This window comes from Curvibacter gracilis ATCC BAA-807 (genome assembly GCF_000518645.1).
Lineage (GTDB): Bacteria > Pseudomonadota > Gammaproteobacteria > Burkholderiales > Burkholderiaceae_C > Curvibacter > Curvibacter gracilis.
This window is the reverse complement of sequence record NZ_JADZ01000015.1, coordinates 12,466-31,231: the sequence shown is the minus strand read 5'-3', so window position 1 is coordinate 31,231 and position 18,766 is coordinate 12,466. Positions and strand designations below refer to the sequence as shown.

The 18,766-nt window shown below is 70.1% G+C and carries 18 protein-coding genes; 3 read left to right on the top strand and 15 right to left on the bottom strand.

Translation table 11 applies throughout. The annotated features are described in order from the left end of the window. Positions 1–56 precede the first annotated feature (56 nt). The 12 genes from L880_RS0113195 to L880_RS0113140 form a co-directional block, all read right to left on the bottom strand. Positions 57–707, bottom strand: coding sequence for a response regulator transcription factor (locus tag L880_RS0113195; RefSeq protein ID WP_019575787.1), 651 nt, complete (start codon positions 705–707; stop codon positions 57–59). Then, positions 704–1,666: a histidine kinase gene (locus tag L880_RS32375; RefSeq protein ID WP_051443289.1), complete on the bottom strand. Its 963-nt coding sequence runs from the start codon at positions 1,664–1,666 to the stop codon at positions 704–706. Before L880_RS32375 ends, L880_RS0113195 begins: the two co-directional genes overlap by 4 nt. 11 nt (positions 1,667–1,677) lie before the next feature. Beyond that, the gene (locus tag L880_RS0113185) at positions 1,678–2,691 is read right to left on the bottom strand and encodes a tripartite tricarboxylate transporter substrate binding protein (RefSeq protein WP_027476083.1); all 1,014 of its coding nucleotides are present in this window, start codon (positions 2,689–2,691) and stop codon (positions 1,678–1,680) included. Next, positions 2,682–3,404: a hypothetical protein gene (locus L880_RS0113180; RefSeq protein WP_027476082.1), complete on the bottom strand. Its 723-nt coding sequence runs from the start codon at positions 3,402–3,404 to the stop codon at positions 2,682–2,684. Before L880_RS0113180 ends, L880_RS0113185 begins: the two co-directional genes overlap by 10 nt. Positions 3,405–3,407: 3 nt before the next feature. Next, entirely contained in the window at positions 3,408–3,902 is a 495-nt protein-coding gene (locus L880_RS0113175) for a hypothetical protein (RefSeq protein WP_027476081.1), read from the bottom strand. Beyond that, a complete protein-coding gene (locus L880_RS0113170; protein ID WP_027476080.1) occupies positions 3,899–4,510 on the bottom strand; it encodes a hypothetical protein in 612 nt (203 codons plus the stop codon). Before L880_RS0113170 ends, L880_RS0113175 begins: the two co-directional genes overlap by 4 nt. Further along, positions 4,507–5,187: a MotA/TolQ/ExbB proton channel family protein gene (locus L880_RS0113165; protein ID WP_027476079.1), complete on the bottom strand. Its 681-nt coding sequence runs from the start codon at positions 5,185–5,187 to the stop codon at positions 4,507–4,509. The genes L880_RS0113170 and L880_RS0113165 overlap by 4 nt, the downstream gene beginning before the upstream one ends. After that, on the bottom strand, positions 5,184–6,011 hold the full coding sequence (locus L880_RS0113160) for an ABC transporter permease (RefSeq protein ID WP_027476078.1): 828 nt from the start codon (positions 6,009–6,011) through the stop codon (positions 5,184–5,186). The genes L880_RS0113165 and L880_RS0113160 overlap by 4 nt, the downstream gene beginning before the upstream one ends. Beyond that, on the bottom strand, positions 6,008–7,174 hold the full coding sequence (locus tag L880_RS0113155) for a type 1 periplasmic-binding domain-containing protein (RefSeq protein ID WP_027476077.1): 1,167 nt from the start codon (positions 7,172–7,174) through the stop codon (positions 6,008–6,010). The genes L880_RS0113160 and L880_RS0113155 overlap by 4 nt, the downstream gene beginning before the upstream one ends. After that, entirely contained in the window at positions 7,174–8,157 is a 984-nt protein-coding gene (locus tag L880_RS0113150; protein WP_027476076.1) for a PQQ-dependent catabolism-associated beta-propeller protein, read from the bottom strand. The genes L880_RS0113155 and L880_RS0113150 overlap by 1 nt, the downstream gene beginning before the upstream one ends. 30 nt (positions 8,158–8,187) lie before the next feature. Next, entirely contained in the window at positions 8,188–8,910 is a 723-nt protein-coding gene (locus tag L880_RS0113145) for an ATP-binding cassette domain-containing protein (protein ID WP_027476075.1), read from the bottom strand. Positions 8,911–9,197: 287 nt separating this feature from the next. Beyond that, entirely contained in the window at positions 9,198–11,279 is a 2,082-nt protein-coding gene (locus L880_RS0113140; RefSeq protein ID WP_157462856.1) for a sigma-54-dependent Fis family transcriptional regulator, read from the bottom strand. A gap of 237 nt (positions 11,280–11,516) precedes the next feature. Between L880_RS0113140 and pedF the strand changes: the two genes are divergently transcribed. Both pedF and L880_RS0113130 read left to right on the top strand, forming a co-directional pair. Then, complete coding sequence (gene pedF, locus L880_RS0113135; protein WP_027476073.1) at positions 11,517–12,008, top strand: cytochrome c-550 PedF; 492 nt, start codon at positions 11,517–11,519, stop codon at positions 12,006–12,008. Beyond that, complete coding sequence (locus L880_RS0113130; RefSeq protein ID WP_027476072.1) at positions 12,005–12,844, top strand: substrate-binding periplasmic protein; 840 nt, start codon at positions 12,005–12,007, stop codon at positions 12,842–12,844. The genes pedF and L880_RS0113130 overlap by 4 nt, the downstream gene beginning before the upstream one ends. Positions 12,845–12,955: 111 nt before the next feature. On the opposite strand, the gene L880_RS0113125 is transcribed toward L880_RS0113130, so the two are convergent. Beyond that, positions 12,956–13,333: a c-type cytochrome gene (locus tag L880_RS0113125; RefSeq protein ID WP_027476071.1), complete on the bottom strand. Its 378-nt coding sequence runs from the start codon at positions 13,331–13,333 to the stop codon at positions 12,956–12,958. A 308-nt stretch (positions 13,334–13,641) separates the two neighbouring features. Here L880_RS0113125 and L880_RS0113120 point away from each other — a divergent pair, with 308 nt between their 5' ends. Further along, positions 13,642–14,796, top strand: coding sequence for a pyridoxal-phosphate-dependent aminotransferase family protein (locus L880_RS0113120; protein WP_027476070.1), 1,155 nt, complete (start codon positions 13,642–13,644; stop codon positions 14,794–14,796). A gap of 255 nt (positions 14,797–15,051) precedes the next feature. Here the strand turns inward: L880_RS0113120 and L880_RS0113115 are convergent, their stop codons facing one another. Further along, on the bottom strand, positions 15,052–16,554 hold the full coding sequence (locus tag L880_RS0113115) for an FAD-linked oxidase C-terminal domain-containing protein (protein ID WP_027476069.1): 1,503 nt from the start codon (positions 16,552–16,554) through the stop codon (positions 15,052–15,054). Positions 16,555–16,800: 246 nt separating this feature from the next. Next, on the bottom strand, positions 16,801–18,702 hold the full coding sequence (locus L880_RS32370) for a wax ester/triacylglycerol synthase family O-acyltransferase (RefSeq protein WP_084461294.1): 1,902 nt from the start codon (positions 18,700–18,702) through the stop codon (positions 16,801–16,803). Between the last annotated feature and the right edge of the window lie 64 nt (positions 18,703–18,766).

The window sequence follows — 18,766 nt, the reverse complement described above, 5'->3', positions numbered from 1 at the left end:
GCCGTGCGCTCTTGCGGCCCAGGGAAAATTTCCCGCGATGCCGCCCCGGCCGGGGCTCAGATGGCGCTGGCCGTCATGGCGCCGGAAATCAAGCCCTGCTGCAGCGCCAGGTGCACCAGCGCGGCCGAGGTGCTGACCTGCAGCTTCTCCTTCACCAGGGTCTGCACATTGGCCACCGTCTTGGGGCTGAGCTTGAGCAGCTCGGCGCATTCGGCGGCGCTGCGCCCTTCGGCCAGCAGGCGGAACACGCTGAACTCGCGCGGGCTCAGGCTGGCCAGTTGGTCGTCGCAGGGCGCGGCCTCGCGCAGCAGGCTGGGCGGCAGGTCGGGGCTCAGGTAGCGCTGGCCCTGGCGCAGGGCGCGCACGGCGGCGATCAGACTCTCGGGCTCGGCGTTCTTGCTGACAAAGCCACGCGCGCCTTCCTGCAAGGCGCGCCGCACCACATGCGGCGAGTCGTGCATGCTGAACACCAGCACGCAGGCCTCGGCCTGGCGGGCCCGCATGCGGCGCAGGGCGTCCAGGCCGCTGGCGCCGGGCAGCGAGAGGTCGGTGATGCTGAGGTCGGGCTGCTCGCGCACAAAGGCGGCGTAGCCGCTGTCAGCGTCGGCGCACTCGGCCACCACGCTCAGATCGCTCTCCTGCTCCAGCAGGCGGCGGTAGCCGGCGCGCACCACGGGGTGGTCGTCGATGAGCAGGATGCGGATCATGCGGCGCGCTCCGCGGGCAGGGTGACGTGGATGCGCAGCCCGCCCGTGGCCGCGCTGTCGAACTGCAACTCGCCTTGCAGGGCCGCCACGCGTTCGCGCATGCCGGCCAGGCCGAAGCCCGTTCGGGGCGGGGCCGCGCTTTCATCGTTGGCCGCGCCGGGCAGGCCGCAGCCGTTGTCTTCGATCTGCAGCTGCAAGGGCTGCTGGGGCCAGCGCGCCGCCTGCAGGCTCACGCAGGCCTCGTCGGCGCCGGCGTGGCGGGCGATGTTGGTCAGGCCCTCCTGCACCAGGCGGAACAGGGTCACGGCCACGGCGTCGTCCAGGGGCTGCTCGGGCAGCTGGGTGTGCAGCCGGCAGGCCACGCCGGTCTGCGCCTCCCAGCCTTCGCACAGCTCGTGCAGGGCGGCTTCCAGGCCCAGGCTGTCCAGGCTGTGCGGGCGCAGGCGCACCAGCAGCTCGCGCACCAGGCCGTACAGGTGCTCGGCACTGCGGGCGATGCGCTGGGCGCCCTGGCGCACGGCCTCCGGCGCCTCGGGCCGGTTCAGCAGCCGGGCCTCGATGCGGATGGCGGTGCAGCCCTGGCCGAACTCGTCGTGCAGCTCGCGCGCGATGCTGCGCCGCTCGGCCTCCTGCACGCGGATCAGCTGGCGCGCCAGGTGTTGGTTGTGGGTCAGCAGCTCGGCAATGCGCTGCTCGGCGGCGGCGCGCTCGGCCAGCATGGCGCGCAGCTCACGCAGGCGTCGCCCGGCAAACCACACCAGGCCCAGTGACAGCAGCAGCAGGCCCAGGGGCCATTCGTCGAGCTGCCAGCGTTCATGGCGTTGGGCAAAGCGTGAGAAATGCTCGAACCAGTTGCCCTGCACCGAGGCGGCCCAGCCCAGCAGCACGCAGGCGCCCATGCCCAGCAGGTCGCGTTGCCAGCGGGGGGGCAGGTGGGCGTGGGGCAGGTGCTTGGGCATGGTGTGGCTCCTCAGGCGTTGGGCGCGATCAGGCCCTGGCGCTCGGCCTGGCGGCGCTCCAGGGCGTAGGCCTGGGCCATGGAGCGGCCATAGTCGGCCGGACCCAGGTAGGCGGGCTCCTGGTCGTACTTGGCCAGTTCGGCCAGGTGGCGCGGGTGGAACAGCGCGGCCTTGAAGGAGGCGTGCAGGCGCTGCACCAGCTCGGGCGCCATGCCGCGCGGCCCCACCAGGCCGTAGGGCGAGGTGGCCACGATGGGGTAGCCCAGCTCTTTGAGCGTGGGCACCTGCGGCCAGCGCCGGGTGCGGGCCTCGCTGAAGGTGACCAGCAGGCGCAGGCGCCCGCTGTCCACATAGGGGGCAAAGCCGTTCGAATTGACGCCCACCATCACCTGGCCGGCGGCCACGGCCAGCATCTGCTCGGCAGTGCCCTTGTACGGCACGTGGATGTAGCGCAGGCCCTGCTCGCTCAGCAGCTCTTCCATCACGACATGGGGGGTGGTGCCGTTGCCGTTGGTGGCCACCGAGAGTTCGCCCGGGTGCTGGCGCGCAAAGTCGAGCAGGTCGCCCAGGTGGCGCAGCGGGCTGTTGCTGGCCACCAGGATGCCGAAGGTGACCCCGCTGATCTGCAGGATGGGCGTGGTGTCGCGGATCGGGTCCCAGGCCACCTTCTGCAGAAAGGGGATGCGGAACACCGGCTGCGGCATCTGGGCCAGCACGCTGCCGTCGGCCGGGGCCTGCTGCAGCAGGGGCATGGCCAGGCTGCCCCCGGCGCCGGGGCGGTTCTCGATGATGATTTTCTGGCCCAGTTGCTGGCCCGCCAGATCGGCCAGCATGCGCAGCGTGACGTCGGTGGCGCCGCCGGCGGGCCAGGGCACGTACAGCGTGATCACGCCGGGGTTGCCGGGCTGGGCCTGGGCGGGCCGGCTGCCCAGCAGCGGGCTCAGGGCGGCCAGCAGGGCCAGGGCCCGGCGACGGGGCGAAGCTGGGGCGACGGAGACGACGGAGACGACGGGGCTCAGGGCCATGATTGCAGATCCAGGGTGAGGGTGCCGCCCGTGACAAAGCTGGAGGCGGTGTGTTCTTCGCGGCTCAGGCGCACCAGGCCCACGCCGGGGCAGTACCACTCGCGGGTGATCAGGGGCAGGTCCTTCCAGCCCGAGGCGGCGTCCACGTACAGGTGCAGGCTGGCCACGCCCTGCACGCGCAGGCAGTGCTCGAAGCGGCCCGCCCCCGTGTCCACGGCTTCGTCGGTGGCCTCGATGCGGTAGACCATGGGCACGGCCGGGTGGCTGTGGCGGATCTCGGGCGGAAACTGCTGGGCCCGCTCCAGCAGGTAGGGGGCGGTGTCGGCCTGCCAGCTGGTGCCCACGCTCAGGGGCTGCTTGAGCACGTAGTGGCGGGTGGCGTCCGGCGTGTAGAACTCGTCGAGCTCGAAGCGGCTGGCCACGCGGTAGGTGCCGCTGTCGTCGCTGCGCAGCCAGTAGTGCATGCCGTCGTCGCTGTAGCGGTGCCAGGCGGGCTCGTCGTCCAGGCGGTCTTGGCCCAGGTTGTCCAGGCGCAGGCTGCGTTGGCTGCGCTGGCCGTTGTCACGTTCGGTGGTCTCGGTGTAGGTCCAGTGCTGGCCGCTGGCCAGCGGAAAGTAGTCGCTGCTGGCGGGCGCGCGGTCGCAGCCTGCCACCAGCACGGACAGGGCCAGGGCGCAGCAGATCAGCACGGCAGGGGCAAGGCGCAGCGACATGGCTCACTTCTCCGGCAGCTGTGGCTTGGGCATGTCGCGCAGCTTCACCACCTGCTCGTCGCTGCCCGGGCGCAGCCACGACAGGCCGGGGCGGCCGCGCTGCGGCTCCAGCGTGCCGAGCTGGCTCACGCCTTCGCGCACCTTTTTCAGCGAGTCGTTGAGCAAGGCATGCAGGTCCTTGGTGTAGGGCAGGCGGTAGGCGCGCGGCTGGGTCTGGGGGCGGCCGTTCTCGACCGCGTTCACCCACAGGTACAGAGCGCCGGGGTTGCGCTGGGTGGGCTCCTCGATGACGGCGGCCAGCAGCTGGAAGCGCTCGGGCAGGCGGTGGGGGCTGGGCCAGCCGGCGATGTTGTTCACCTCGTCGTGGGCGAAGAAGTAGAAGACGGTCACGCCCAGCAGCAGCGCGGCCTTGAGCCAGGCCGGCCAGTGCGACCAGAGCAGGGCCAGGGCGCACAGCAGGGCCAGCACGGCGGCGCCGAGTTCGATGGCGAGGGTCATAGGCGTTCCACCAGGGTCTTGGGCAGGTTGTTGATGTGGGCCACGCTGCCGTCGGGCAGCAGGGTGAAGCGCACGGCGGTCACCTCGTCGCCGGGGCGCATGAGCTTCAGGCTGCCGTAGAACACCACCTCGGCGCGCGGGTTGACCTTGAGCACCGAGACGGTGGCATCCACCGGCTGGCCGTTGCGGGTTTCGTAGTACTGCAGGTTGACCGTGTACTCCCCCGGGGCGATGCCGCGCAGGGTGACCACCTCCTGGTTCAGTGGGTTGACCACCTGGCGGCCATTGATGGTGATGACGTCGTTGGACATGCCGCGGTCATCGCGGTCCAGGTGCATCAGGCCGGCCTCGCGGTTGCGGAACCAGACCAGCTTGCCGCCCGGGTCCTGCACCCAGGTGTCGAGGTCGTTGGGGTTCAGGTCGGGCCACGACACGGTGATCACGTACTCGGCCTTGGAGGGGATGTCGCCGGCCTTCAGGGCCTTGGGGTTCATGACCAGCAAGGCGATCAGAAAGCAGAACACGAAGGCGATCAGCATGTTGAACAACATGTCGTAGAACGGGTCGACCTCTTGCTCGCGCGCGCGGCGCCGGTGGCGCAGGCTCATGGCACGCCCGCCTGGTGATGTTGTGGGCGCTGGTTCAGCCCATGGCGCTGGCAATCGGCCACCAGCCTGTCGGCGTAGCGGTCGAGCCGCGTCAGCTGCAGGCCCAGCAGGATGTTGGCCACCAGCCCCACCATGGTGGTCAGCAGGGCCACACCCAGGCCGGTGGTCAGGCTTTTGAGCAGCTCGCTCGACTGGCTGGCGTCCAGGCTTTGCAACTGGCCGATGTTCAGCGCCAGGATGCAAAAGCCGATCACCTTGCCCAGCAGGCCCAGCTTGAGCTGGATGCCGTTGACCCACCAGGCCGTGCCATGCGGGCCATGGCTGTGCTCCAGCAGCACCTCCAGCGCGGTGGCGGCATCGCCGCCGGGTTGCCGGCAGGCCAGCCAGTAGTCATGGGCCCAGCCCTGGCCGGGGCTGCCGGGGCGCAGGCTGGCCTCCAGGGCCTGGCGCTGCGCCTGCAAGGCCTTGGCGCGGCTGCCGCACCAGGCGGTGCTGCAGGCGAACACCGCCACGATGACCAGGGTCAGGCCGGTGGGGTCGGCGTGCAGCAGCAGGGCCCACACGCCGCGCACGCCCAGCAGCCAGGTGCCGAACACCAGCAGACCGCCCAGGGCCAGCCATTCGAGCCACAGGGGTTCGCTCAGCGGCTCACGTCGGTTGGCACGCCAGGGGCTCATGCGCCACCCCCGCGCTTGCTCAGCGCGCCAAAGCCGCGCTGCGGGTCGTAGCCCCAGCAGGCCAGCACAAAGCACAGTGCGCCGGTGCCCAGCACCACCCAGGGCGAGGCGCCCGCGTCCTGGCCGTAGAAGGCGAAGCGGATCCACTCCACGGCGTGGGTGAAGGGGTTGAAGCGCGCCACCTGGTACACCCATTCGGCGCCCGACTCCTGCAGCTTCCACATCGGGTACAGCGCGGTGGACATGAAGTACATCGGGAAGATGACGAAGTTCATGGTGCCGGCGAAGTTCTCGAGCTGCTTGATGTGCACGCTCAGCAGCAGGCCCAGCGCACCCAGCATCAGGGCGGCGCTGGTGCTGGCCAGCAGCGCGGCGGGCAACTGCGGGCCCCACAGCGGCAGCGGTGTGCCCAGGGCCCAGGCGATCAGCACAAAGCACAGGGCCTGCAGCAGCGACAGCACGGCGGTGGCGGCCAGCTTGCAGGCCAGCACCCACCAGCGGGGCAGCGGGGCCACCAGCAGCAGGCGCATCAGGCCCATCTCGCGGTCGTAGACCATGGCCAGCGAGGACTGCATGCCGTTGAACAGCATCACCATCCCGATCAGGCCGGGGGCGATGTAGACGTCGTACGGGATGTAGGTGGAATAGGGCTCGACGATGGCCACCCCGAACACATTGCGAAAGCCCGCGGCAAACACCGCCAGCCACAGCAGCGGCCGCACCAGGGCCGAGGCCAGGCGACCGCGCTGGCGCGAGAACTTGAGCAGCTCGCGCCAGACGATGGCGCGCATGGCCTGCAGCAGGTGGCGCAGCGACAGGCTCATGGCTGCCCCTTGCAGAGCTTTTCGGGCTCGTCGGCACCCAGGGTGTCGAGCGCGTTGCGCGGGTGCAGCACGCCCTCGGCCGGGGCCAGCGCCTGCACACCCTGGCCGTCGCTGAGCAGCAGGGGCTGGCGCAGCTGTCGGTCCCAGGGCCGGAACTGCAGGGCCACGCCTTTGGCGCCGTCCACGCTGACCGAGCCCAGGGCCTGGCGCAGCGCCTGGGCGTCGGCCGAGCGCAGCGTGAGTGCTGCGTTGGCCAGGGCCCGGCCTGCCACCCAGCCTGCCCAGTCGGTGGCCTGCATGCCGCGCCCGGTGGCCTTCTGGAAGCGGCGCGACAGTTGCGGTGCGCCATAGCGTTCGTACTGGGCCTGCCATTCCAGGGCCACCACGCCACCATCGCCCACCACCGGGCGCGGGCTGGCGCTGTTGAAGGGCAGGCTGCGGGCGAACTCGCCCTCGCTGTCCACCACCCAGACCACGTCGTAGGCCAGGCCGCCGGTGAGCAGCAGGGGGTTGGCCAGCTGGCGCTCGCGCGGGTCGGTGGAGAGCTTGAAGGGGCGCTGGGCCACCAGCTTCAGGCCGTAGCGCTGGAGGGCCTGTTGGGCGATCTGGCTGCGCGCGGCGTCCTCCGGGGCGCTGCCGCTGAGCAGCAGCACCTGGCCCCACTTGCGGCTGGCCAGGGCCTGGGCCAGGGCGTCGGCACGCATGCGCTCGCTGGCGATCAGGTGGAACAGCTGGGGCAGGCAGTCGCGTTCGCGCAGGGCCTGGTCGCGCGCGCTCAGGTTGAGCACCGGCAGCTTGACCGCGCCGGCCACGGCGCGCACCCAGTCGGCCGGCAGGTCCAGCAGCAGGGCCTGGGCGCCGGCCTTCTCGGCCTGGCGGGCGGCCTCGCGGGCGGCCTCCAGGCTGGGGCTGGCTTCGGTCTGCAGCCGGAGCGTGGTCTGGGCGGCCTGGGTTTCGAACTGGGCGTCTTCCAGGCCCAGGGCGATGGCGGGCTTGAGCGAGCCACCGCTGTGGCCCAGGTAGGCGCGCTCGAGCTGCTGGCGCTGCCAGGCCGGTGGGTCGGCCTGTTCGATCAGGGTGAGCTTCCAGGCGGCGGCCTGGCTGGCCGTGGCCGCCAGGGCCAGCGCCGTGGCGATCAGGCTTCGGTGAAAGGCGGCGCGCATCAGTACAGCACCACGGTGTGGGGCACGCGCCCGACGGGCACGCTCTTCAGGGCCCGGGCGGCCTTCACGTCGACCACGGTGAGGTCGTCCGACAGGCCGTTGACCACATACAGGCGCGATTCGTCCTGGCTCAGGGCCAGGCCCCAGGCGCGCCGGCCCACCAGCACGCGCTCGGTGATCTGGCGGCTGGCCACATCGATGAAGGCCACATGGTTGGCCCGGCCCATGGCCACGTAGGCGCGCTTTCCGTCGCGCCCGATCAGCAGGCCCACCGGGGTGATGTCGCTGGCGCGGGCGCCCTTGAGGTCGAGCGTCAGGGTGTGCACGACTTTTTGCTCGGCGGTGGAGATGATGCTGATGCTGGCGCCCAGCTCGTTGCTGACCCACAGCTCCTTGCCGTCCGGGCTCAGGGCCATGCGGCGCGGGCGCTGGCCCACCGCAATCGTCTTGACCAGCTTGCGGCTGGCGGTGTCGATCACGTGCACGCTGTTGGCCACCTCGGAGCTGACATACACCGTCTTGCCGTCGGCCGACACCTTCACCCCCTCGGGCTCGCGGCCCACCGGCACGCTGGCCACGATCTTGCGGCTGGTCGCGTCGATGATGCTGAGCGCCGCATCGTCTTCGTTGGACACGTAGAAGGTGCGGCCGTCGGGCGAGAGGTCGAAGATCTCGGGGTCGTCGCTCAGGGGGATGCGGTCCACCGATCTCAGGCTGCGCAGATCGATCACGTCGGCGGCGGCGCTGTCGCTGCAGGCCACCAGCAGCTGCTGCCGGTTGGCGCTGAGCTGCATGTGGCGTGGGCGCTTGCAGGTGGGGATGGGCGCCTGCAGCTGCAGGTCGGCCAGGCGGATGACGGTGATGGCGTTGTCCTTTTCGCTGGACACCAGGGCCAGGGTCTGGGCCTGGGCGGCGCCGTGCAGCAGCCCGGCCAGGGCCAGGGCTGACAGCCAGCGGATGGGGGAAAACAGAGCGTGGTGCATGGCGTTCAAGGGGCTAGAGCGGTGCGGCGTTCAGCCGCGGGCGGCGGTGCGCCGGATGAAGCCGGCTTCCAGGGTGTCGGCGCCCAGGGCCTGGGTGACCTCGGCCGGGCTGCCGTCGGCCACCAGCTGGCCCTGGTGCAGCACCAGCACGCGGTCGGCCTGGGCGGCTTCCTCGACCCAATGGGTGGCCCACAGCACGCTGGTGCCGCGCTGGGCCACGTCCTGGCGCACGGTGCGCAGCAGGTCGTGGCGCGAGGGCGGGTCCAGGCCCACGGTGGCCTCGTCCATCAGCAGCAGGCCGGGGCGGTGCAGCAGGGCGCGCACCAGCTCCACCTTGCGCCGGGTGCCGCCCGAGAGCTCACGCACCGGGCGGTCCAGGTCTTTGTCCAGGCCCAGGCCGGGCGCATCGCTGGCGATGCGCTCCCGGCACAGGGCGCGCGGCAGGCCATGCAGGTCGCCATGGAACAGCAGGTTCTGGCGCACGCTCAGGTCCAGGTCGAGCGACTGCTGCTGGAACACCACGCCGATGCGGGCCAGGGCGCGCGCGGCGGCGTGGCGCAGGTTCAGACCATCGACCTCGATGTCGCCGCTGTCGGGCATGAACAGGCCGGTGAGCAACTGGAACAGGGTCGACTTGCCGGCGCCATTGGGCCCCAGCAGCACGCAGAACTGGCCGTCGGCCAGCTCCAGCCCCAGTTGTTGGAGCGCCTGGCGGGAGCCATAGCTTTTGCTGAGGTGGCGCACGGAGAGCATGGCGGGGTGGCTGTCTTGGCTGGCGGGTGGCAGAGGCTGGGTGTTCTGCAAAGCCCGTGCCGAAAGCCCGGTGGAGGGGGGCTTGTAGGGGTTTTCAGGGGGGCGGTGGTGCCGGGGAGGCGCCTCAGCCCCCGGGACGCAGGGCCACCGGGGCGGATGAGGCGGAACCGGGCAGGCGGCGTGGTGTTGTGCAACGGTGTTGCATCTCCGAGGTGTGACACCGGTGCTCCATCGGTGTCACGCCGGGCCCTGGTTTTCCCCAGGGGGCGAAGCCCTGTTGACAGGCCTCAGGCGGGCCGGTCGCCCACGGCCTTGAGCTTGCGGTAGATGGTGTTGCGGCTGATGTTGAGGCGCTTGGCGGCCTCGGTCACATTGCCGTTGCAGGCGGCCAGGGTCTGGCGGATGGTGCTGAGCTTGAGTTCGTGCAGCACATCGCCCAGCGAGGCGGTGTCGCCGCCCGCGCTCTGCGGCGGCAGGGTGGGGGTGGCCCCGGCGGCTTGGCCGCTCTGGGCTCCCTGGCCGGTCTGGCGTTGCCCGCGCGCGCTGCTCAGGTCTTCGAGAAAGTCCATGGGCAGGTGCACGCGGGTGATCTCGCGGTCGGTGCCGGCCATCACGCAGGCGGTGCGCAGCACGTTGTGCAGCTGGCGCAGGTTGCCCGGCCAGGCGTAGGCCTCGAACTCGGCCAGCAGCTCTTCGCTGATGCCCAAGGGGTGTTGGGGCGAGAGCTGGCTGATCAGGCGCCGGCACACCACGCGCAGGTCGGTGCGTTCGCACAGGCGGGGCAGGCGCACGGCCAGGCCGTTGATGCGGTAGTACAGGTCTTCGCGGAACTCGCCACGCTCGATCATCTCGCGCAGGTTGCGGTGGGTGGCGCAGACCAGGTTGATGTCCACGTCGTTGGCTTTCTGCCCGCCCAGCGGCACCACCTTGCGCTCTTGCAGCACGCGCAGCAGGCGGGCCTGCAGCGACAAGGGCATGTCGCCGATCTCATCGAGGAACAGCGTGCCGCCATGGGCCTGCAGCAGCTTGCCGGCCGAGCCGCGCCGTTTGGCGCCGGTGAAGGCGCCTTCCTCGTAGCCGAACAGCTCGGACTCGATCAGGGTCTCGGGGATGGAGGCGCAGTTGACGGCCACAAAGGCCTGGTCCTTGCGCTGGCTGGCCCCGTGCAGGGCCGAGGCCAGCACCTCTTTGCCGGTGCCGGTCTCGCCCAGGATCAGGATCGGGATGTCGCGGTCGAGCACGCGCCGCACCTGGTCGACCACCTGGGCCAGGCGGGCATCGCCGCGCGCCAGTTCGTTCAGGTCGGGGGCGTGGCGTGCGGCGGTGGCGGCCCGGGTGGACGTGGGGGTGGCCGGGGGCTCGGGGGCCGGGCTGGCGGGCGTGGCGTGGGCGCGGGCCTCGCTCGCGCGGGTCTGGCCGAAGTGGAAGTGCTGGCCCAGCGAGGCATCGTTGCACTGGGCCCGGGCGTAGAGCATGCGGCCATCGGGCAGGCGCATCTGCAAGGGCGCCATGCTGTGGCTGCGCAGGCGGTCCATCAGGGCGCCGAAGTCCATGCCGAACACCACGCGCACGCCCTGGATGCGGGCCGCCGCGCTGCTGGTGCCCAGCAGCTGCAGGCCGGCGCGGTTCACGCCCAGGATCTTGCCGTCGGCGCTCAGCGCGATCACGCCCTCGACCATGGTGCCGATCAGCTCGGGGCGGAAATGGAAGTGCAGGCGCAGATTGCGGCTGAAGTTGTCGCAGAACCAGTAGTTCTCGATGGTGCGGGCCGCCACCCGCACCAGGGCCATGGTGTGGGGGTGGAAGCTGTAGTGCTCGCCGGTGACATCGAGCACGCCGATCACGCCGCCCGAGTGGTCCATGATGGGCGAGGCCGAGCAGGTGAGCACGTGGTTGGACTGGATGTAGTGCTCGTTGGCGTGGACGAAGATGTCACGCTCGGTGACCAGGGCGGTGCCGACCGCGTTCGTGCCCTTGGCCGCCTCGGACCAGCTGACCCCGGGGCGCAGCGCCACGCGCTCGGCAAAATCGACCGAGCCGCTGTGGCCGGCCGACATGAGGATGGTGCCCTTGTCGTCGGCCAGGCACACGATGTTGCCGGTGCCGCTGACCTGCTCCAGCAGCATCTCCATCACCGGCAGGGCCTGGGCCTGCAGCCGGGCACAGCGCTCCTGGGCCAGCTTGAAGTCGGCCAGCGTCTCCATCGAGTAGTCGATGTGGTCCCGCGGGTTGAGGCCCAGCTCCAGGCAGCGATCGTGCGAATCACGGATCACGCTTTCGTGGGGTTCGGCCACGGTGGCCAGGTCGCTGTTCATCGTGGCGCGCACAGGGGCGAAGCTGTGCAGCTCGTGAGGCACAAGGGGTTTCATCGCGTTTGTCTCCTGCAGCCCTGGGGGCTGTCATTTGTCGTTGTTCAACTCGCTCAAGAGGCTTGGCTAGCAAATCCTGGTCCAGCGTCACAGATTGGAGCAACGGCCTGCCACGCTATAGCGCAACCCGGCACATGTCATGCGGAGTTGTCCTAGGGGTTGGTGCGAGGGTACGGGGCTTGGCATGCGCTTTGCTGACAAACGCTCATTGCTTTTCAACAAAAACCCGGAGACACCATGAAATCGACTTCCTTTTTCGGCCGCCCTTTGCTGTGGGCCGGGGCCCTGCTGCTGGCCTTGAGTGGCCTGGCGCACGCCCACGGTGACGTCACCCCGCAGGCGGTGGACACCGGCAACCTGCCCAAGTTGGGCGAGGAGTGGCGGGTGGACAACCCCTACAGCAAGAACCCTGAGGCGATCCGCATCGGCTCGTCGGGCTTCAACCAGAACTGCGCCCGCTGCCATGGCCTGGAGGCCATCTCGGGCGGCATCGCACCCGATCTGCGCCACCTGGACGACGACTGTGCCGGCCTGCGCGACGCCAAGAAGCAGGCCGCCTGCGTGCGTGATGTGAACGACTGGTTCATCGGCCACTTCCGCCACGGCGTGACCCGCAACGGCGCGGTCTACATGCCGGGCTTTGAGGGCATCCTGTCGCAGGAAGCGGCCTGGGCCATCAAGACCTACCTGGAATCGCTGCGCGTCAAGCCGCTGGCGGAGGCCAAGTGATTGCCCGCCGCAGCCTGTTGAAGGCATCGGCGGCCCTGGCGGCCGCCCCGCTGGCCTGGCAGGCCCAGGCCCAGGAGGAATCTGCCTGGGCGCGCATCCAGGCGCGCGGGGTGCTGTCGGTGGCGATCTACAACGACAACCCGCCGTTCAACGTCAAAGGCAAGGGCATCGATGCCGAACTGGCGCGCCTGCTGGCCACCCAACTGGGGCTCAAGCTGAACCTGCTGCCCTTCGACGCCGACGAGAAGATGGGCGACGACCTGCGCAACATGGTCTGGAAGGGCCACTACCTGGGCTACGGCCCGGCGGATGTGCTACTGCATGTGCCGGTGGACAAACCCCTGATGGATGCCGAGCGCCAGGTGCTGATCTTCGGGCCCTATTACCGCGAGCGGGTGGTGATGGCGCGACGGCTGGACCGGCTGCCTGACCTGGAGAGCCTGGCCGCGCTCAAGGGCCACAAGGTGGCGGTGGCCGGGCAATCGCTGGCCGGCTGGCTGCTGATCGGTGCCGACCAGGGGGCCTACCGCGATCTGTTGACCACCCATTTGCCCGATGGCGTGGCGGCGGCACGGTTGCTGCGCGATGGTGAGGTGGATGCGGCGGCGGGACAGGCCTCCGAGCTGTACTCGGTGCTGGGCGACGACAAGCGCTTCTTCATCGAGGCCCTGCCCATGCCCCGCGCCCCGCGCGACGGCTGGGCCGTGGGCATGGCCGTCAAGAAGCAGTCGGTTGAATTGGCGCAGGCCCTGCAGGCCGCGCTCAATGCCGTCGCCGCCGACGGGCGGCTCGCCAAGGCCTTTGCCGCGGCCCAGGTGCCCTGGCAGGCGCCCTGATCTGGCTTGTCACCTGCTTCGCCCTGGAACGTTCCAAAAAGTGACACTGCTGCGCCGCCCCGGGTTTGCCCCGGGGCGGCGTTGTGCTTTCAGCGCCCGCGCGCAGGCGGATCAGGGCAGGTTCAGGATCCAGCCCACCAGCTTCTGCGCATCGGCCTGGCTGATGGCCACGGCATTGGGCGGCATGGCCAGACCGCTGGCCTGGCCCTTCCAATGGCTGTTGTAGGGGTTGGAGCCCTGCATCACGGTCTGCACCAGGGTGTCCAGCGCCTGGGCCTGGCCCTTGTACTTGTGGGCCACGTCCTGCCAGTTGGGGCCGATGGGCTTGCTGCCGTCAGCGGCCTTGGCCCCCGATTCGATGTGGTGGCAGGTCAGGCATCCGCTGCCCAGGGCCAGGGCCTTCATCTGGGCGTCCAGGTTGGCGTCGGCCTGTGCGGCCTGGGCGCCCAGCAGCAGGGCGCCGAGCATCAGGGGGGTTTTGAAAGACATGGTCCATCTCCTTGTCGTTGAACGGTGCGGAACACCCCACGGTGCCCGGCTTGCGGCGGGCTGTGACACACCGTGTCACTTCGTGGGGGCTGAGCGCTCCGGGCGCAAATTCCATGCCTTCAATGGGGTTTTCCGGCGCGCCGGCACGGGTGTTTGCGCTGCATCAAATGCGCGCTCGATGGGCCTCGTGGCCCAGGCCGCAGGCGGGGCAGCGGGCCCGCAGGGGCCGTGCTAAAGTGATTCGCTCCCGGGTGGTCAACAGGCACGGATGGCGTGCCCTCCCACCCGGCGTCTGACGGAGACACAACATGCCCGGACTCTTGCCCCACGTGGACCCCGACGGTCTGCTCGAATTCTCGGTGGTCTACACCGATCGCGCGCTCAACCACATGTCGGCGCGGTTTCGCCGCGTCATGCTCGACATCGGCGACATGCTCAAAGAGGTCTATGGCGCCCACAGTGCCGTGCTGGTGCCCGGCAGCGGCACCTTCGGCATGGAGTCGGTGGCGCGCCAGTTTGCCGGCGGCAAGAAGGTGCTGATCCTGCGCAACGGCTGGTTCAGCTTCCGCTGGTCGCAGATCCTCGAGATGGGCGCGATCACGCCGGAGGTCACGGTGCTCAAGGCGCGCCGCGTGGCCCCCGGGCCTCAGGCCCCCTGGGCGCCGGCCCCCATCGACGAGGTGGTGGCCACCATCCGCGCCGAAAAGCCTGCCGTGGTGTTTGCCCCGCACGTTGAAACCGCCTCGGGCATGATCCTGCCCGACGACTACCTGCGCAGCGTGGCCGAGGCCGTGCACGAGGTGGGCGGCCTGTTCGTGCTGGATTGCATCGCCTCGGGGGCGGTGTGGGTCAACATGCGCGACACCGGGGTCGACGTGCTGATCTCGGCGCCGCAAAAGGGCTGGAGCAGCTCGCCGGCCTGCGCCATGGTGATGATGTCGGAGCGCGCCCGCCAGGCCATCGACGGCACCACCAGCAGCAGCTTTGCCTGCGACCTCAAGAAGTGGCTGCAGATCACCGAGAGCTACGAAAACGGCAGCCACGCCTACCACACCACCATGCCCACCGACGCCCTGGTGCGCCTGCGTGACACCATGAAGGAAACCCAGGCCCTGGGCTTTGCCCGCATGCGCGAAGCGCAGTGGGCGCTGGGCCGTGCCGTGCGTCAGTTGTTCGAGTCGCGCGGCATCCCCAGCGTGGCCGCGCCCGGCTTCCAGGCCCCCGGCGTGGTGGTGAGCTACACCGAAGACCCTGACATCCAGTCGAGCAAGAAGTTCGCCGCCGTGGGCCTGCAGACCGCCGCCGGCGTGCCGCTGCAATGCGACGAGGGCGCCGACTTCCGCACCTTCCGCATCGGCCTGTTCGGCCTGGAGAAATGGCAGAACGTGGAGCGCACCGTCGGCCAACTGGCCGCCGCCCTCGACCAGGTCGGCCACCCCGCCCGCGAACCCGTGGCTGCCTGAGCCCCGCCGCTCAAAACACCGCGGAGCGGGCTTTGCCAGGCCGCGGGTGTTGTCGCCCTCGGGGCTTCCGGAGGGGCATGTCAGAGACGGAGTCGCAGAGGCCGAGCGCAGGGCGCAGCGCTTGAGCCCCGTGCAGCCTTACCGTTCAAAAGGCTGCGGAGCAAGCCATGCCAGCAGACACCGCGGAGCTGGCTTTGCCAGGCCGCTGGTGTCGTCCCCCTCGGGGGGAAGGCGCCGAAGGCGACTCAGGGGGGGTCAAAATCTCGGTAAGCCAGGATGCTTGATCTTCCCGCCCCGCACCAGCTCCTTGCCGTACTCGGCGCAGCGGTGCTTGCTCGGGATCACCTTGCCCGGGTTCAGCAGGCCGCGCGGGTCGAAGGCGCGCTTCACGCCCAGCATCTGCTCGCGCTCCTCGGCGCTGAACTGCACGCACATGCTGTTGAGCTTCTCCACGCCCACGCCGTGCTCGCCGGTCACGGTGCCGCCCATGGCCACGCTGGTTTCCAGGATGTCGGCGCCGAACAGCTCGCAGCGGTGCAGCTGGTCGGGGTCGTTGGCATCGAACAGGATCAGCGGGTGCAGGTTGCCGTCACCGGCGTGGAACACGTTGGCGCAGCGCAGCTGGTACTTCTTCTCCATCTCGCTGATGGCCAGCAGGATGTCGGCCAGGCGCTTGCGCGGGATGGTCGAGTCCATGCACATGTAGTCGGGGCTGATGCGGCCACTGGCCGGGAAGGCGTTCTTGCGCCCGCTCCAGAAGCGCAGGCGCTCGCCCTCGTCGCGGCTCACTGCGATGGCGGTGGCGCCGCAGCGGCGCAGCACCTCGCTCATGCGGCCGATTTCTTCTTCGACCTCTTCGGGCGTGCCGTCGCTCTCGCACAGCAGGATGGCTTCGGCGTTCAGGTCGTAGCCTGCGTGCACAAAGTCTTCCACCGCGGCGGTCATGGGCTTGTCCATCATCTCCAGGCCGGCCGGGATGATGCCGGCGGCAATCACCTCGGCCACCGCATCGCCGGCTTTGCGCATGTCGTCAAAGCTGGCCATGATGCAGCGCGCCAGTTGCGGTTTGGGCACCAGCTTCACCGTGACCTCGGTGGTCACGGCCAGCATGCCTTCGCTGCCGATCACGATGGACAGCAGGTCCAGGCCCGGGCAGTCCAGGGCATCGCTGCCGAACTCGACGGCTTCGCCGGCCATGGTGTAGCCGCGCACCTTGAGCACGTTGTGCACCGTCAGCCCGTACTTCAGGCAGTGCACACCGCCTGAGTTCTCGGCCACATTGCCGCCGATGGTGCAGGCGATCTGGCTGCTGGGGTCGGGCGCGTAGTACAGGCCGAAGGGCGCGGCGGCCTCGCTGATGGCCAGGTTGCGCACGCCGCCCTGGACCACCGCGGTGCGGCTGGCCGGGTCGATGCGCACGATCTGGTTGAACTTGGCCAGCGACATCGTGACCCCCATCTTGTGCGGCATGGCACCGCCCGACAGGCCGGTGCCAGCCCCGCGGGCCACCACCGGCACCTGGAGCTCGTGGCAGGTCTGCAGCACGGCCTGCACTTCGTCTTCGGTTTCGGGCAGGGCCACCACCAAGGGGCGTTCGCGGTAGGCCGTCAGGCCGTCGCACTCGTAGGGCACGGTGTCTTCGGTGTGCCACAGCAGGGCATGGGCGGGCAGCACGGCCTGCAGGGCCGCCACCACCTGGGCCTGGCGCTCGGCGCGGTGGCGGTGGTCGGTGGGCGGCGCGGACAAGGTGGCGTTCATGGCATGGATCCGGACGGTTTCTGGACAACAGCGTGCACGCCAGCACAGGCCGGCGGCAAGAGCCGGTAATTTAAGCCCAAACCGCGGGCACCGGCCATGAAGTTTCTTTCAGCAATGCGTGAAGAAAATGCCCCCGGCCAGCGGGCTGGCAGGGGGCCTGAGGGGAGGGCGGGTGACAAGTGGCTGGCCAGCGGGCGGCAAGCTGGCCACATGGGGCGCCCGTGGACTCAGCTCACGGTGTCAGCTTCACGCTGTGGCGGCTGCAGCGCCTGTCGAGGCGGTGGTCGCTGTCGAGGTGGCGCCGCTGTCAGCGCCGGCCTGGTTGGCGCCCGGGCTTGTGGTGGCCGTGGTTGGCGCGGCCTTGGCGGCGGCTGCGGTGCGGCTGCGGGGCCGGGCAGGTCGTTTGGTCGGGGCTGTGCCTGGCGCTGCCTGCGTGGCCGAACCCTCCGGGCTGCTGCGCTTGGCGGCCGGGCGGGCACTGCGGCTGGCCGGGGTGGTCTTGGCGGAGGGGGCGGTGGGCTTGTCGGCCGTGGCGGTGGTGCGGCGGGCGGCGGCCGGCCGGGGGCGCGCGGTGGCCCGGGCGGGGGTTGGCGAACTCCCGGGCGTGGTGCCCTGTGCCAGGCTCTGGGTCTGGCCGGAAGAGGCCGTGGAGGCGCTCTTGCGGGCGCCGGTGGTGGGGCCTGTTGTTTGGCCGGGCGCCGCAGCGGCCGCCGGCTTGCCGCCGTGGGCCTCGGCCTGGCGGGCCAGTGCCAGCAACTGCTGGTGCTCTTCCAGCACGAAGTCGGCCAGCTCGTGGATCTGGGGCACAGCCTGGCGACAGGCGATCAAGCCGTAGTCCACCCGGCCGTTGTAGCTTTGCACCGTCACGTTCAGGGCCATGCCATGGGTGGGGATGGACAAGGGGTAGTAGCAGACCACGCGGGCGCCGGCGCAGTAGAGGGCTTCCTGGATGCCCGCCACGTTCGAGATCACCACATTGGCCATGGGCGGCAATTGGTTGATGAGCTTGGAGCGCGCCAGCATGGTGTTGAGGCCCGAGATCAGCCAGGGGGCTGCGAAGATGGGGTAGTCGGTGGGGATGGCCGCCTTGATCTGCCCCATCACCCCCTTGTTGGCCTGGGCCGCATCGTGGATGGCGTGGAAGCGTTGGGCGCGGTCGCCCTCCTGGGTGCACAGCGGCACCACCATCATGCTGACCTGGTTGTTGGCCCGGCTGTCGCCCGGGGTGCGCAGGCTGACCGGAACCGCTGCCGTGAGGGACTTCTCGGGCAGGCAGCCCAGCTCGGTCAGGTAGCGGCGCAACGCGCCCGAGGTGGTGGCCATCACCACATCATTGACCGAGCCCCCCAGGTGCTTGGCCACGTACTTGACCTCGGCCAGCGGCACGGTGCGGGCGGCAAAGGAGCGCTGGTTGGTGATGGTGACATTGAACGGGGTGCGGGGCGCCAGCAGCTGCAGGTTTTTCGGCAGACGCCAGCTGCGCTTGCCGTCCTCGCCCGGGGCGGGCAGCAGCACGGTCTTGGCGGCGCGGGCCATGCTGGGGGTCATGCGCAGCAGCTTGAGGTATTGACGCCCGGTGTTCTTGAGCGCCGCGGCGGCCAGTTCGGCCACCCCCAGGTCGCGCTGGCGTGCCGGCGGGCGGGGCAGCGGGGCGGGAACCACCCGGCCACTGGCCACCCGATCGAACAAGGCGTTGCCCAGGGCCACGCCCGACTGGCCGTCGATGCCGCAGTGGTGCACCTTGAGGTACAGCGCCACCTGGCCGCTCTTGAGGCCGGTGATCACGGCCACCTCCCACAGTGGGCGGCTGCGGTCCAGCAGCGAGGAGTGCAGCCGGGCCACCAGGGCCTGCAGCTGGGCGTTGCTGCCCGGCGAGGGCAGGGTGATGGGGCGCACGTGGTAGTCCCAGTCGATGTCGTCGTCGCGCACCCACACCGGGTCGGACAGGTCGAAGGGCATCAGGGCCAGCCGACGGGTCAGCAGGTCGGCCAGGTGCTGGCGCTCTTGCAGGTGGTGGCGCACGTCTTCGCAGTAGTCGCCCTGGTAGCCCTCGGGCAGGTCGAGGACGTGCAGCGAGGCCACATGCATCGGGGTTTCGGGACTTTCAACATGAAGAAAGGTGGCGTCAAGGCCGCTCAGGTGGTCCATGGGGGTCTCCGGGTGGATGGGTTGGAGGGAGGGGCTGGGTGTTGCGGGGGCCGGTGAGGGGATG